We start from the raw sequence: 15,976 nt of genomic DNA, 5'->3' as shown, positions 1-15,976 counted from the left end.
ATGAACAAAATCACTTTTCCACAATCATTTCCAACAATTCATACCGAAAGACTAATCTTAAAACAAGCAACGATCAAAGACGCTGAGGATATGCACCTCTACTTATCAAATGAAACCGTGTGCCGCTACATGGGCATTGATGCACATGAAACAATCGAAGACACAAAAGGAGAAATCAAGTGGTATGACAATATCTTCAAAGAACAAACAGGCATCCGCTGGGGAATATCTCTAAAAGAAAATCCAGCCATCATCGGTAGCTGCGGCTTTCTCAATCTAGAAAAACAGCACCGCCGTACGGAAATTGGCTATGAATTACACCATGATCATTGGAGAAAAGGCATCATGAAGGAAGCGATTACTGCGGTGTTGCGGTATGGATTTCAGGAGATGAACTTGAATCGGATTGAAGCCATCATTGATCCAGCAAATACGTCTTCTGTTCAATTATTGGAGAAGATACATTTTGTACAAGAGGGTTTATTAAGAGAGTATGAATTGGGTCAGAAGGGATTCGATGATGTGTATATGTATTCAATTTTGAAGAGAGATTACGAAAAATCCTATTAAACAGAGGAGAAACAAATGAAAACGGATATTCATTTCATCCAAAAGCCAAAACCAGAGTATGTTTCTTTTCACATTTATGAACTCAATCCAGCGATTGAAAAACTTGTCCAGCAAGTGGAGCAGTCAGCCCCCTATTTCTTAGCACAAGAACCCACGAAAGAAAGAGTGAAAAAGGTCTATTATCACGACATTTTATATATAGTAAGCGTTGATAAAAGATCGTTCTTGTATACGTCAGATGGAGTGTTTCTCTTAAAGGAAAAGTTATTTGAACTTGAAAAACAGCTTGAAGCGCACGATTATGTCAGGATTTCAAAATCGATGATTCTAAATATAGATTCTATTTCCGCTATTTCTCCTAAAACAAGCGGTCGTTTTGAAGCAAAGCTTACAAATGAGGAAAAGGTGATGATTTCACGTTTTTATATCCAATCATTAAAAGAGAAACTTGGGTTACGAAGGAAGTGAACAGGATGAAACGTTATATCACAAATCTTTTGATCACATTTTGTATAATCTTTACTGCACTCGTATTGATTTACTGTTTCACGTTTGGAACGATGCCCATCTATATTTTACAAGCCATCATGTTCAGTTCCTTTTTTTCAAGCGCCCTGACCTTCTTGCTATACCCAAAACAAACGTACAGCCATCAACGGATTCTTTTTCAACAAATTCTATATATCGTCCTTGTGATGTGTATGATTATGACCACCATCATCATCGTCAGCGCTGAAATCAGTCTCCTTTCATTCATCGTGAATTTCCTTGTGGTCATGGCTTTATTCTTTGTGATCAAGTACCTATTGTATAAAAAAGATCAAGCAACAGCTGAGGAAATCAACGACCTTTTACAGCAGCGAAAGAAACGAACAACATCTTAAAGCGCATCTTAGGGCTAAAAATTGACATGTTAGGAAGATTTCATTGTGACTTCTTCTTGATTCCATTACTCTGACATTAGAGGGGGGAATCAACAATGAAACCAATGACAATCATTCGAAAATCAGTACTTCTACTGCTCTTTTCTTTAATCATTCCAACAAGCGCAGGTGTCTACCTATCCATCAAAGAAGTAACCGACCCAATGACCATCTATCTCATCAATGGATGCGCCATGCTGGTTGGGTGTCTTTTACTTCTATTCATTATTCAAAAAAGTCGTTTTCACTTGAAAGAAGTAGGATTTCAAAAAGGCTCTCTCGGTATGTGGATATTTCCGATCCTGATCATCGAGGCCATTCCGTTTATTGCTGGATTCAACAAGGATTTAACTGTTTCTTCCTTTCTAGCACTTTGTTTCTTCATGGTGTGTGTCGGTCTTTTTGAAGAAGGAATCTTTCGAGGCATTCTGTTTCAATATTTAAAACAAATTAACTTGAGCACTGCCATATGGGGCTCCGCCGTACTATTCGGTCTCGGTCATGCTGCGAATCTACTAAGCGGAAAAAGCCTCACCTTAACAGTCGCACAAATCCTCTTCGCCTTTTTATTTGGATTCGTTGCAGCTGAAATCGTGGCACTCACGAACAGCTTGCAATGGGTGATCTTATGGCATGCCGTTCATAATATTGTGGATCAAACCACAAATGGGCAAACGCCTGTGGAATTACAAATGCTTTTGCTTTCGATTCAATGTGTCATTTTGCTTGTTCTTGCGGTGGTGTTGTGGAGAAGATTAAGAATGAAAAAAGTGTTCAATAGATAATGAAAAGAGGAGGAAAGAAATGAAGGGGAACACATGGATAGAAGGCTGGTTTGAAAAGTGTGAAGAACTTGAAATCAAGCCTTGGGAATGGGATTTTAAACAAAGTTATATCAAAGAGCCGATACCGAAAGATAAATCATCAATTGAGTTAATATTAGATTATAAAAGTCGTAAACTGACAGAAATCGGAATTTGCAATGTCACTAAAAGAAGGGGTCGTGATGCTGACTGTGATAAAGAACCCTTTTATATTTATCAATTACTTTGGCGTACTGATTATGAGCCAAAGTCTGAATCACAGCTTAATTTAGACCGTTACAACTTGATCCGTGGAGAAACAATGAATTCCTTTATAACGACTTTCAATCATTTTAAAACACTAACTTATTATTCTCATATCAAACATAAGTTTGAAAAATTCGCTACTGACACCCACTGCATTGGGAACTTCATCGTATTACCACATTGGATGAATACGGGTCGTTATAAATTTTCTCAAGATTATTGGGATGTTACGATGTATTCACTATTTGAATTCTTTCAACCATTAGGCTGTTGGAAACAGTTCGTCGAACGATATTTCCTTCAACCTTATGTGAACGATGATGAGGAATGGACAGTGAGTGAATTTTGGGAAGGTCATTTTGCAGGTATAGGAAATTACAATCAATTAAAACCTCAAAATGAACAAGAATTAAGTGAGTACCTACATAAAGTCAATATTAGGATTGAAGAACGGGGCAAATGGATGATCAAAAAAGTCTGTGAAGAATTGAAGTTACAACACTTCACATTTTATGATGAACTAAAAGATAGACAGATTCGATTTTCCAACGAATTGAAATAAACCATAATGAGCGAGCTCAGTGCTCGCTTTTTTATTTTCTAAAAGGGTTCTGATAAAAGAAAAATGAGATCATAAAAAGCTGATATCTTAAACGCTATATCAGCATCATGTTATCAAGCTTATTCACTCATGTAATCCTCTTTCAGCATGCTGTATATTTCTACATCAACAACTCCTTTGCCAGACCATAAAACAGCTTGTCTAAGCAGTCCTTCTTTGATAAAACCATTTTTCAATAGGACTTTTTTTGATACCTCATTTGCTGGCATGACTTCCGCTTGAATTCTATTGATATCAATCTCTTCAAACAGAAATTTCACTAGTGTAGAGACAGCTTCTGTTGCTATGCCTTTTCCCCAATGTTCCTCTGCAAAGAAATAACCAATCGTCACCGCATTCACTTTTTGATTGATGTCCATTGTTTCGATGATACCAACTAGCGTATGAGAATTATCCTTTTGAAAGATTCCCCATTTCACTCTGCTTTTCTTCGTATAATCTCGTTCAAAATGTCCAATCATTTTTTTTACCGTTTGGAGATTATGTTTGGGAATGATCCCACAATACTGAAAGACTGTGTCATTGTCGTAAATTGAAAATAACTCTGGCAAATGACGTTCTTCCACCTTTTTTAATAATAGATTCTTTGACGCAACTACAGGAAAAGTACCAAAAAGACTTTCTATTTTCATCTCTTAATCCCCCTTATTCCTCGATAGGAATATAGATTTTCATTTTGATATCGTTCGGGCCATTCGAATGTAAGACATCTGTTATTTCAAAATCTGGTCCACTCGTTCTTTCATAATTAGAATTTGGGAGCCAGCTACCATAGATATATCTTCTAGTGTTTTGCACCATTTCATGAGAGCCACTCACTTTAAATTCTGCATATCTCCCCTCAGGAATCACTATTTTTACAAACCCTTCATTTAAATCTATATCGGATTCCTCCACTTCTTCCCCTACCACAAACGAAAAACGGCCATCATCATGAAAGGAAGTAGATACACCATAAGCCATATGAGGTGCTTTTCTCTTTGGAATCTGTTGATAATACTCCTTTTTTCCAAAATCCATATAAAACAAAGGAATGTCCGTGAAATATTCCTCTCTTTGAAGATTCGTTTGATACTCGTAACCAATAATATAAAATTTGTTTAATTGAGTCATGACAGGTTTATTCATATTGAATTCACTGTCTAACTTAGATTGATACGCTAAAAAATCCATTTTGTTTTGTTTCTTTAACTCCATTTCCTCTTTTCGAAACCTGCCTGGTGTCACCCCAAAGAATTGTAAAAAAGCACGGGCGAACGCTTCTTGAGAACCATACTGGAACGCAATCGCTATGTGTAAAATATTTTGATTTGTTTCTTTCAGTAACCTAGCAGCTTCAGAGAGCCTTCTATTTCTGATATACTCTTGCACAGAAAAACCTGTAATGGCTTGAAACAGTCGTTGAAAATGAAACGCTGAAAAGCAGGATTTCGAGGAAATATCCTTTATACTTATATTGTTTTGAAGATTCTCCTCAATAAACTCAATCGAATGCTGTATTCTCTCATAGTAATCCATTGTTTCTCCCTCCTCTACTTTTATTTTATTACTTCCCTCCTCTTACTTTTTGATCATTTGTGCTATTTTTAAATAACCTTCCACAAAATAATCATTCAATTTCCATAGCACAAAAAGTCAAGTTTCTTAAAAATGATTTCCGTTATATTAAACTCGTAAGGTAAAGATGTGCTCGGTTGTCCTATCAAGAACATGAGAAAACGATTCAAGGACCATTAACATCTGAAAGATGAATTACCGCTTCAAACTCTAGCAAAAAACGCTAGTTATTCTACCATTAAAACAGAAGTGAAATAAAATTAAAAATGAAGACAAGACACCCATAGGACAAAAAAAATCAATTAAAAAAGATATCCTTACCACTATCTCTTTTTTGTCATCTTGGTATAATAGAAAAAATCAGAAAAATGAGAATGCGATGATAAGGAATAGTACTTGCCGAAATGTTGTCAGAAAGTTGCTGGTTGATGAGAAGCAATAACATAAAGGCAGGGAACTCACCTTAGAGTAGCCTTAGTGAAATGAAAATGATTGATGTAGTTAAGGTCGGCACCCCACCGTTATACGGGAAGGATATAAGATATAACAATCTGTATCCGAATAAGGGCATGATAATGTAAAGTTATCATGAAACAGGGGTGGTACCGCGTAAGAAGAAGTCTTTCGTCTCCAAGTTCAATCTTGGAGATGATAGGCTTTTTTTATTTCCATTTACAGGAGGAATCGATGATGTTTAACCACAAAAAATACGAAAAAAAATACTTTTTGCCACCGAACCTTACTTATGATTGGGTGAAGAAAGAAACATTAGAACGTGCTCCGATATGGTGCAGTGTGGACTTACGGGATGGAAATCAAGCATTACCTATTCCTATGAACTTAGAAGAAAAATTGGATATGTTTCAGTTACTAGTAGAGATCGGTTTTAAAGAAATTGAAATCGCATTTCCAGCTGCTAATGATACGGAGTTTAAGCTATTACAGACACTGATTGATCGTCATATGATTCCAGACGATGTCACGATTATGGTGATCACGCAAGCGAGAGAGCATATTATCCGCCGAACCTTCGAAGCCATTAAGGGGGTACCGAAAGCGATTGTTCATTTATATAATTCGACGTCAGAAGCGCAGCGCAGACAAGTATTTAAGAAAACAAAAGATGAAATTAAACAAATTGCCATTGATGGCGCTATTTTAGTAAAAGAACTGGCCGAAAAAACAGAAAGTGATATTTATTTTCAATATAGTCCTGAAAGCTTTCCAGGAACAGAAGTGGATTACGCGTTAGATATTTGTAATAGTGTTTTAGATATTTGGAAACCGACACCACATCACAAAGCGATCATCAATATTCCGACAACAGTTGAATATTCAATGCCTCATATCTTTGCAAGTCAGATTGAGTATATACAAAAAAATCTGTCTTACCGAGACAGTGTGACATTGTCTGTTCACCCTCATAATGACCGCGGGTCTGGGGTGAGTGATGCAGAATTTGGTGTGCTAGCTGGTGCCGAAAGAGTCGAAGGGACATTATTTGGTATCGGTGAACGTACAGGGAACGTAGACTTGATTACTTTGGCGATGAATATGTACTCACAAGGTTATGATCCACAATTGAATTTCAATAACCTAGAAGCGATTCGTAAAAAATATGAAAAACTAACAAAAATCACTGTTCATGAGAGACAGCCATATTCTGGGGAGATGGTTTTCACCGCATTTTCTGGGTCACATCAAGATGCGATATCTAAAGGGATGAAATATAGAAAGGAACATCATGTTGATAAATGGGACGTTCCGTATATCCCAATAGATCCAGTTGACTTGGGGAGGAATTATCAAACGGATGTGATTCGAATCAATAGCCAGTCTGGAAAAGGCGGCATAGGCTATATATTAGAAACAAATTATGGCATTCAACTTCCTTATCAAATGAATGAAGCCATGGGATATGCAGCGAAGAAAGTATCTGATCAGACAAATAGGGAATTGTCTGTCGAAGAAATATATCATGTTTTTAAAGAGCAGTATGTTGATTTTCACCCTCATTTCCAGCTGCTTGATTATCAATTTCATAAAGGAGAGAAGCAAGAAGTCACCTTAACTTTGCTGAGAGATCATCAACAAATTGACATACAAGGAACTGGCACTGGAAGTTTAGATGCAATCAGTAATGCGTTAAAAGCACATTTTCATCTCGAGTATGATTTGGAAGTCTATGAACAGAATTCTTTGGGCAAGGATTCTCAAGCAAAAGCCTGTGCACAGATTGGTATTTCATATCAAGGAAAAATGCATTGGGGTGCTGGAATCGATAAAGATATTATAGAAGCAACAGTGAAGGCCCTGGTGGTTGCAGTAAATAAACTAGAGGTTTGGATGTAGATGGAAACAGATACACTTGAAAAACATGAAGCGATGCAATATTTAAGAGAGTACAACGAACAAGAAATCTTTTATCAACAATACCAACAGAAAAAGCATGACAATCAATCATTGCAATTACTTTTGAAGGATTATGATCAAAACAATTTCATGCAAAAGCAAATATATATAGAAGAATTTTTGCTAAGAGGGCAGAACGAATTTGAAAAAGAGGATACCATGTGGTTAGGTCAGGAGAAAGATATCGAAGTGAGAAAGTATAGCCGTTTTATGCCTCAATTGTCGGCTATCCATGATTTCTTTGAGATGATCTATGTTCTGGAAAATGAGATGTATGTAGAAGTGGAAGATAAAAAAATCGCTTTAAAATCAGGAGATATTGTCTTTATTCCACCTGACACAATACACAAACCAATTGTAATGGAGAATACAATTGCAATCCAAATCATGATCCGTAAAAGTACTTTTCAAAAAGTGTTTTTTAAAATGTTAAAAGGAAATCATGTCATTTCAGAGTTCTTTTTGAATGCATTGTATATAAAAGAAAATAAACATATTCTTATTTTCCATAGTCACTTGGATAAAAATTTGCTAGACTGCTCTCTGCATCTATTTACAGAAAATCACAATCGGTTTCCTGGATACCAGTTGATTATGAATAATTTGTTTGAGATATTATTATGTCTTTTATTAAGATTCAAACCAAGTCATATGAACGTCATTCAGGTCAAACCATATAGTGATATACGTATGATTCAAATGCTTCAATATATTCAGCAATGTTGTGAGCATATAACAATCCAGAAGATGGCAGAGGAATTTAACCTTTCACAATCTTATCTGTCTAGATATATAGCTCGTAAACTCGGCAAATCATTTCGTGAGATTCGACAAGAAATAAGATTGGAAAAAGCCTGCGAAATGATAACCGGTAGTGAATTACAAATAGATGATATTGCGGGAGCCGTTGGTTATCAAAATGTAGAGCATTTCATTCGTTTATTTAAGAAAAAGTATCATCTAACACCACATCAATATCGTTTAAATAATAAAGTCGAGCAAACTTCAAATCAACACGAATAAAAAGGAGACATCATCATGTCAATCAAGAAAGTAAAAGATTATTTTAAACAATATGAAATGGATACTCGAATTCAGGAATTTTCAATATCTAGCGCAACCGTAGACTTGGCTGCTTCTGCATTGGGCTGCGAACCTGAAAGAATCGCAAAAACACTCTCCTTTCTAGTAAATGGACAAGCTATTTTAGTTGTGACCTCTGGTGATGCAAAAGTTGATAACAAAAAATTCAAAGAATATTTTAAAACAAAAGCGAAAATGCTGCCTCCTCATGAGGTCGTTGACTTGGTCGGTCATGAAATTGGCGGAGTATGTCCTTTTGCTATAAAGAATGGCGTTTCTGTTTATTTAGATATGTCACTCAAACGTTTTGAGACAGTCTATCCAGCCTGCGGGAGCAGTAACAGTGCTATTGAACTCACAATCAAACAATTAGAAAAACACTCTGGTTATACACAATGGATTGATGTGTGTAAGGGATGGAATGATGAATTCACACAATAAAACGGAAGAAAAAAGTGCAATCAAACATAAAAAAGAGCTAGAAACCCTTGATACACAAAGGTTTCTAGCTCTATTATAACTACTCCCACTCGATGATTTTGCAAATTCATTTAAAGTTAATTTTCCGTCTTAAAAGCTTTTAAATCATTTAAATATACTTCATGGAACATGAATTTATAACTGTTGTTTGCAAATCGTTCTTCTCTAATTTGAGAAACGAAATTTAAAAGAGAGCTGAATGGCTCTCTTTATTTTTAAAAAACATCCATTTTTTTGAATTTTATTGATATAATTAATTATATTTATAAATTGATAAGGAGATTTTTATAATATGGATTTTATAAGTAACCCATGGTTTGTAGGTATTGCTGGTGGTATTGTAAGTGGTGTTATAGTTTTTTTTATAACTACTGCTATTTCGAATAAAATTAGCAAAAAAGATTACTATAATTCAGTAAAAGAAGTTAACTTTAAAGTGTCAAAAATGCTAATAATGTCTATTTCTGAAGGTAAAATACCGAACCCTCAAGTTGTCAGTGCATTACTATCTTCATTAGCGAAAAGAAACAATATTCTTTTAAAAGATATTAATACTGTAGAGGAAACTTATAACGATTTAGTCACTGAATTATTTGAAACAAATTTTATTCCGGTTGAAAAGAAGCAGACTTTAGCGAATGAATTAATCGATACAAAAGAATCTTTAAATCAAACGATTATTTTAGATGAAAATAAGAATATCAATGAAGATGAAAAATATCTTAGGTATCGTTCAATCCGTTTTAAATATCTATACATCTTAGGAGTAACAGTTTCCGCATATATGTTTCTTATCCTTACTTTATTAGATGCTAAAAAATTCAGTTTGCCAATTTCGTCAACTGATGATTACCAAATTTTAATGATTGCTTTTGGTACATTTACAATTGTTCTTAGTCTTTTGATTTTAATTACTACAAAACTAACTCACGATAAAAGAAAAGAGCTCAGAAAACAAAATAATAAAATCGATAAAAATACATAAACTAATAGCTTTTGTTTGCAAATTGTTTGCAACAATAACAAAAAAGAGCTTAGAACCCTTTTAAATCAAGAATTCTAAGCTTCTTTTTATTACTCCCACTCAATCGTAGCAGGCGGTTTACTCGTAATATCATACACCACGCGGTTAATATGCTTCACTTCATTCACGATACGAGTCGAGATCTTCTCAAGTACATCCCAAGGGATTCTTGCCCAGTCACTCGTCATACCATCAATAGACGTAACAGCACGGATACCGATTGTGTAATCGTATGTTCTTGCGTCACCCATGACACCTACGCTGCGGATGTCTGGGAGAACCGTGAAGTATTGCCAGATGTCGCGCTCAAGGCCGAAGTTGGCAATTTCTTCGCGTAGAATCGCATCCGATTCACGGACGATTTCTAGTTTTTCTTCAGAAATTTCACCTAGTACACGGATTCCTAGTCCTGGACCTGGGAATGGCTGTCTCCATACGATGTCGTCTGGAATACCTAGCTCTGACCCTAGAGCACGGACTTCATCCTTGAATAGCGTATTAAGTGGCTCAATCAATTCAAACTGCATGTCTTCTGGAAGACCGCCAACGTTGTGGTGAGATTTGATTGTTTGTGCCGTTGCTGTACCACTCTCAATGATGTCAGTGTAAAGCGTTCCTTGTGCTAAGTAGTCGATTCCTTTTAGCTTGTCCGCCTCGTCATCGAATACATAGATGAATTCGTTACCGATGATTTTACGTTTTTGCTCAGGATCAGACACACCTTTTAGCTTGTTTAAGAAGCGATCTTTCGCATCTACTTTAATCACGTTCATGTTGAAACCTTCGCTAAATGTTTTCATTACCCCTTCTGCTTCGCCTTTGCGAAGAAGACCGTGGTCAACGAAAATACATGTCAGCTGATCGCCGATGGCTTTGTGGATCAATACCGCCACAACAGATGAATCTACACCGCCGCTTAGTGCGCACAATACTTGTTTGTCGCCTACTGTTTCACGGATTTTCTGCATTTCGATTTCAATGAAGTTCTCCATTGACCATTTGCCATCGCACTCACATACGCCGAAGACAAAGTTCTTCAATAGATCATTTCCGTACTCAGAGTGACGTACCTCTGGGTGGAACTGAACGCCATAGAAATTCTTCTCAGCTAAGCTCATCGCTGAGTTTGGACAATGTGCACTTGTTGCATCAACTGTAAAGCCTTCTGGTACTTCAACGACAAGGTCACCATGGCTCATCCAAACGACTTGATCCGTTGGAAGGTCTTTGAATAGAGCAGGTGTTCCGTTAATATGAATGTCTGCTTTTCCATATTCACGCTGGCTTGCCGCTTCTACTTTCCCACCTAAATAGTGAGTCATCAGCTGCATGCCGTAGCAAATGCCTAGAACCGGAATGCCTAGATCAAAAATCTTTTCGTCACAGCGGAAAGATCCTTCATCATAAACACTGTTTGGTCCACCAGAAAGGATGATTCCTTTAGGGGCCATTTCTTTAATTTCTTCAGCAGTTAAAGTGTGCGGATGAAGCTCACTGTACACACCAAATTCACGAATACGGCGAGTGATCAGCTGATTGTACTGACTGCCGAAATCGAGAACCAAAATCATTTCATTTACTAAATTTGTCATGGTGTCACCTCTATGTCCAATATAGTTTTTTATAAACGCACAGAAAAAATGAGAGGAGAAAACCTGCTCTCAGTGTGAATCACGCTTTTGAAGCGCCCAGACTCACATCCGAACGCTTCAATTTCATGTATTTTAGAAGGTTTTAATATTCACCTATTCTAACAACAGGAAGGTACGGGGTCAAGACTATCTCCTGTTTATTAAATTTTCCCATAACTTCACCGACTGCCGCCAAAGCGCCGAGGCATCTTCTCGCCTGTAGAGCGCCCGCTCATAGAACTGCGTTAGTTCAGACATGTGATGATTCCCTTCCTTGTCATCGATCAAAGAAGCAAATTCTCTTAGCGTCATGCCTGGCTTTTTATCGATCCCTCTGCGCCTTAGCTGTTTTAATAGAGCAGCATATGCGTAGAAAAAAGCTTCCTCATCTGGCAGACGTTTTACCTTTCTCACAATAAAGATTGGCAGCCATCTTGCTCTGAACCGGTAAAGCATCCAGCCTATAATTCCAAGAAAGACAATCGCACCTGCTGCGTAGCCCAAGATTGAACCAACATGAATCATACTTGGCTTTGCTTTAGCTGCTTGTTCCTCTTGTTTTGCCGCCTGTTCTGGTTCTTGTTGCTGCGGCTGTTGTGTCTGCTCGTTTTCTTGTTGATCAGATGCGGGCTGATCTTTTTCATCCTGTTGATCATCTGTTTGGTCGTTGTTAGCCGTTGTTTCATTCGTAAATGTCTCTGGGTTCGTGAACCCTTTTGTCGGTTCAAAAGTCACCCAGCCACGGTTTGGAAAATACACCTCTACCCATGAATGGGCATTGTTATTGGTCACTTCATACACATTGTTTCCATCCATCTGTGTTTCATATAACTGACCTGACGTGTACCCTTTCACCCATCTCGCCGGAATTCCAATCGAGCGAAGCATGACAATCATCGAGGTTGAAAAGTTATCACAATAGCCAATCATTGTGTCAAATAAGAACTGATCCACATAGTCTTCGTTACGCCCAGGCACAGCGACATTTTGGGTTTCATATGAAAACTTCGCAGATCCTAAATAATCCTCAATCGCTTTTGCTTTATCATACATATTATCCTTCGTTTCCGTTAAGCTGTTCGCCAATGTTTTCACACGCTCTGGCAGCGAGGATGGGAGCTGCAAGTATTCACGTCCGACCTGCTGGTTCACTTGCTGCTTGGTCGGTACTTTGATCCGCTGTAAGTCCTCTAGGATAAATGTAGGTGATAAGAAGCTGACTCGATAGTTCCCTAAATTTTTGGGCGGGTTTTGAGTGGACGGGACAATTTTCTCCGTTTTGCCCATCATTTGCAGTGGAATGTTTTCCATCGGCGTCATCATAACCGTACCAATCGGATAAACAGCATGATTAAATCGATAATTTGATTCCATATCGACTCTCGTTTCATGCTCCTCTGTTTTCACGCGATTGGTAAACCACCGGTTCGGCACCTCATTCCCTTTTAACCGAGTAGGTTTCGTATCATTTGAAGCATCCTCCCAGCCTTTCCCCGTGTAAATACTTTTTGTTTCTACACGAAAATAAGACGGCTCTTTTCCGCTCCATTTAAATACCGGTGTAAGGTCCTCACTAAATGGTCCCCCAAGCGACGAATCATCCGTACTATATCCCACCTTATTCTGCCCGGCAGAACCATCTTGATTCGTGACCGCTTTAAAAAACGGGACAGGGTCAGGCCATTTCGGATCAGATTTTGGCAAAGACGCACCGAGTGATGCTGATACAAGAACAAGCGCCAGCATGGGTAAGAACCAATTGAGACGCGCTTTCTGTGACACCCGCACACCTTCAGCCGAACGAAGCCGGTCGAAATAGAGCAGGCCAAGCAAACAAAAGCCAAATACCATAATTCGAACGATCGCAAAAGTCGCATCATAAGGTGTAAACGTATCAAGAATCGTGACATATACAATCGTCATCAGTAAAAAGAAAAAGATACGCTGCTGATACACAACCCAATAATGAAGCAAATAAACAAGTAGCCAAAGCAAAATATAAAACAACAATGTGCGGAAAGACGGATACATGTCACTCCACATGCCCATGCTCATCAAAGAAATATTATCTTGAATATCAGCAAACAGCGCAGGCAGATAACTTGGCTCTGATTGATAAAAAATCAAGTATAATGCGAGCAAGATCAATCCAGCACAAATAGGAAACGTCACATACCACTTCAATCGAAAGAACGTAAACAAACACGTAAGCCCTATAAAAATGATGAAATAAGACGTATGACTCGTCTCTGTAAAATCTTGAAGCGGACGAAGCCACTCCCAAAGCAGCAGAAATGCGACAGCATAATAGATGAACAACTCAAAACGGCTTTGCCGCTGATGCATATAAATGTTTGTCACCTCACAGTTCTTTCGTGCAGCCGGTCCTCAAATAAAAGGGTCGTGTGTATCCCAGAAGCTTTAAGCCGGTCCACAAGCTGTTTTTCTTTTGCCGTCAATCGATCAACGGCTCTCTTCACTAAAAGAACAGTGATGTTCTTTCTGTTTCGATTCCCAAGTAAAATGGCAGCAAGCTCTTCTTGCAGATGACCTGTCACCACATACTTTCCTGTCTGCTGGTGCTCACTCGCTGTTAATGATTGATAATCAGGTGCACGAGAAGGCTGATACTGCACCTTTGTTAAATAGTAGAGCATGTCCTGTAAATGCCACTCTCCTTGATCCACTCGAAATATGTGCTGATCCCCAAGCGGGACAAGGCCTACCGGCACCCCTTTTTTCACAGCCGTTTGCAGAACCGATGCGGCCATAGATACAATCGTTTCAAAAGCGGCTTCATCTGTAAAATCAGCAAACACCACCAGATCCTTTGTCTGATTCTGTTCAAACTCCTTCGTCATAAGCTGACCTCTTCTAGCTGTTGTCTTCCAGTCCACCCAAGCGAAACGGTCTCCTTGCTGGTATTCACGCACACCTGTCGTCACATTTGTCGGTTCATTTAACCAAGAGTGCAATGCTTTGCCTCCATTTTCATTCACCGATGCAGCAGATTCAACCGGAATATCCAATATTTTCGGATACACAAGCAATGTTTTCTCTAGTGGAAGAATCACTTCTTTTTCAACAAACCCAAACATATCACCCGTTTTAATTCTAACCGCCGTCAATTGATGCTCTCCCCGCACGATGTCATTGAATTGATATGAAAATCGCCACGTTTTCCGAAACCAAGGAAAGATCATTCGCTTCATTTCAATCTGTTCCTGTAAATGGAAGGTATCCGGCGGTTCATCCTCAAGTATGGCGTACACGTACGGAAATAAATTCGTCCGCTTGATTTCAAGGTCAACAGACAGCACTTCCCCTGCCTTTAACCGGGTATGCTGTAATGTCCTTTTGGCTGTTGCACGAAGTGGAACAAGGGCAAACAGCAAAGCATACAAAGCATATGGTGAAAATGCATAAAAAAGGAACCAGCTCACAAAGCCGCCCTGAAACATGGCATAGCAAAAGGCTGCTGCCGTGAGGAGAAAGAGCATAAACACCCGTAACCATAGTGAAAAAGCGAAACGGTCACGTGACTTCATTGAGTCATCGACTTTTGAACTGGTACGCCAATATGCTCAATCATCTGTCGTAGCAGTGTCTCCGCCTTCTTCCCTTCATACGTTGCTTCTGATGTCAAAATCATGCGATGCGGCAATGTGTAAGGCGCCAAATACTGTACATCATCAGGAATCACATAATCCCGCCTGTTCAACAGCGCATACGCCTGAGCCGCTTTCATCAATGCAATTGAACCCCTTGGGCTCACGCCTAAATAGACAGACGGATGATTTCTCGTCGCTTGGGCGATTTCGACAATATATTCTTTAATCGACGCATCCACATGTACGGTCTGAACCGCTTGCTGCAAAGCATGGATATGATCTTTTGTCATGACTGCCTGAAGCGTGTCAATTGGCGATTGCTTCTCCTGCAAATTCAGCACCTCAAGCTCCTCCAGCATGGTTGGATACCCCATCTGTAGCTTAAATAAGAAGCGGTCCATTTGCGCTTCTGGAAGTGGATAGGTTCCCTCATACTCCACTGGATTTTGCGTAGCCATCACAAAGAAAGGATCTGCCAGCGGCATCGTTTCTCCGTCCACTGTGACACTGCCTTCTTCCATCGCTTCAAGAAGGGCTGATTGTGTTTTAGGAGAGGTTCGGTTGATTTCATCAGCCAAAATAATCTGCCCCATAATCGGTCCTTGTCTAAATTCAAACTCGTTTGTCTTTTTATTATAAATCGACACACCTGTTACATCTGAAGGCAAAAGGTCAGGCGTAAATTGAATTCGCTTAAACTCACACCCAATGGATTTTGCCAGAGCACGAACCATCATGGTCTTCCCAACGCCAGGCACATCCTCTAATAGCACATGCCCCTTCGCCAAAATCGCAACAAGGCTTAATATCGCAATATCTTTTTTCCCTACCATCACTTTATTGATGTTATCTACGATTTTTTGTAAATCTGAATGCATTGGTTCATCAAATGCCATCCTGATCCTCCTATCACGTTTCCGTCAATTTTCATATAGTCTAACTTTACCATACAACACGCATTTGCATGAAACATCAACACGTAGAAAAAAGAAG

At 38.6% G+C, this 15,976-nt stretch carries 15 protein-coding genes and 1 other annotated feature; of the genes, 9 read left to right on the top strand and 6 right to left on the bottom strand.

Features of this window, described 5'->3' with window-relative positions; genetic code table 11:
• The 5 genes from KVT11_RS15365 (at window position 1) to KVT11_RS15345 (ending at window position 3,125) form a co-directional block, all read left to right on the top strand.
• Window positions 1-570 (top strand): GNAT family N-acetyltransferase, encoded by a 570-nt coding sequence (locus tag KVT11_RS15365; protein WP_116307562.1) that lies wholly within the window; start codon window positions 1-3, stop codon window positions 568-570.
• Between the two features lie 15 nt (window positions 571-585).
• A complete protein-coding gene (locus KVT11_RS15360; RefSeq protein ID WP_116307560.1) occupies window positions 586-1,038 on the top strand; it encodes a LytTR family DNA-binding domain-containing protein in 453 nt (150 codons plus the stop codon).
• 5 nt (window positions 1,039-1,043) lie between these two features.
• A complete protein-coding gene (locus KVT11_RS15355; RefSeq protein ID WP_116307558.1) occupies window positions 1,044-1,454 on the top strand; it encodes a hypothetical protein in 411 nt (136 codons plus the stop codon).
• Window positions 1,455-1,549: 95 nt separating this feature from the next.
• Window positions 1,550-2,278 (top strand): CPBP family intramembrane glutamic endopeptidase, encoded by a 729-nt coding sequence (locus KVT11_RS15350; protein WP_210552319.1) that lies wholly within the window; start codon window positions 1,550-1,552, stop codon window positions 2,276-2,278.
• A 19-nt stretch (window positions 2,279-2,297) separates the two neighbouring features.
• Entirely contained in the window at window positions 2,298-3,125 is an 828-nt protein-coding gene (locus KVT11_RS15345) for a hypothetical protein (RefSeq protein ID WP_210552318.1), read from the top strand.
• 119 nt (window positions 3,126-3,244) lie between these two features.
• Here the strand turns inward: KVT11_RS15345 and KVT11_RS15340 are convergent, their stop codons facing one another.
• A complete protein-coding gene (locus tag KVT11_RS15340; RefSeq protein ID WP_210552317.1) occupies window positions 3,245-3,817 on the bottom strand; it encodes a GNAT family N-acetyltransferase in 573 nt (190 codons plus the stop codon).
• A 13-nt stretch (window positions 3,818-3,830) separates the two neighbouring features.
• Complete coding sequence (locus KVT11_RS15335) at window positions 3,831-4,703, bottom strand: AraC family transcriptional regulator (RefSeq protein ID WP_210552316.1); 873 nt, start codon at window positions 4,701-4,703, stop codon at window positions 3,831-3,833.
• 409 nt (window positions 4,704-5,112) lie between these two features.
• Window positions 5,113-5,377: a binding site (T-box leader), on the top strand.
• Window positions 5,378-5,432: 55 nt separating this feature from the next.
• Between KVT11_RS15335 and KVT11_RS15330 the strand changes: the two genes are divergently transcribed.
• From KVT11_RS15330 to KVT11_RS15315, 4 genes are all read left to right on the top strand, one after another.
• Window positions 5,433-7,094 carry a 2-isopropylmalate synthase gene (locus KVT11_RS15330; RefSeq protein WP_210552315.1) on the top strand — a complete coding sequence of 554 codons (1,662 nt, stop codon included), beginning with the start codon at window positions 5,433-5,435 and terminating at the stop codon, window positions 7,092-7,094.
• Window positions 7,095-8,177, top strand: coding sequence for a helix-turn-helix domain-containing protein (locus tag KVT11_RS15325; protein WP_210552314.1), 1,083 nt, complete (start codon window positions 7,095-7,097; stop codon window positions 8,175-8,177).
• Between the two features lie 15 nt (window positions 8,178-8,192).
• Window positions 8,193-8,678, top strand: coding sequence for a YbaK/EbsC family protein (locus KVT11_RS15320; protein WP_041093237.1), 486 nt, complete (start codon window positions 8,193-8,195; stop codon window positions 8,676-8,678).
• Between the two features lie 331 nt (window positions 8,679-9,009).
• Window positions 9,010-9,702: a hypothetical protein gene (locus KVT11_RS15315; protein WP_046342833.1), complete on the top strand. Its 693-nt coding sequence runs from the start codon at window positions 9,010-9,012 to the stop codon at window positions 9,700-9,702.
• Window positions 9,703-9,791: 89 nt separating this feature from the next.
• On the opposite strand, the gene guaA is transcribed toward KVT11_RS15315, so the two are convergent.
• The 4 genes from guaA to KVT11_RS15295 form a co-directional block, all read right to left on the bottom strand.
• Window positions 9,792-11,333: a glutamine-hydrolyzing GMP synthase gene (guaA, locus tag KVT11_RS15310; RefSeq protein ID WP_017359841.1), complete on the bottom strand. Its 1,542-nt coding sequence runs from the start codon at window positions 11,331-11,333 to the stop codon at window positions 9,792-9,794.
• 186 nt (window positions 11,334-11,519) lie between these two features.
• Entirely contained in the window at window positions 11,520-13,718 is a 2,199-nt protein-coding gene (locus tag KVT11_RS15305) for a transglutaminase TgpA family protein (protein ID WP_217609065.1), read from the bottom strand.
• 11 nt (window positions 13,719-13,729) lie between these two features.
• Window positions 13,730-14,920 carry a DUF58 domain-containing protein gene (locus tag KVT11_RS15300; protein WP_210552312.1) on the bottom strand — a complete coding sequence of 397 codons (1,191 nt, stop codon included), beginning with the start codon at window positions 14,918-14,920 and terminating at the stop codon, window positions 13,730-13,732.
• On the bottom strand, window positions 14,917-15,879 hold the full coding sequence (locus KVT11_RS15295; RefSeq protein WP_017366721.1) for an AAA family ATPase: 963 nt from the start codon (window positions 15,877-15,879) through the stop codon (window positions 14,917-14,919). Before KVT11_RS15295 ends, KVT11_RS15300 begins: the two co-directional genes overlap by 4 nt.
• Window positions 15,880-15,976 lie beyond the last annotated feature (97 nt).

This window comes from Bacillus sp. GbtcB10 (genome assembly GCF_019091365.1).
Taxonomy (GTDB): Bacteria; Bacillota; Bacilli; order Bacillales; family Bacillaceae; genus Bacillus; species Bacillus altitudinis.
This window is presented reverse-complemented; position numbering and strand designations above follow the sequence as displayed.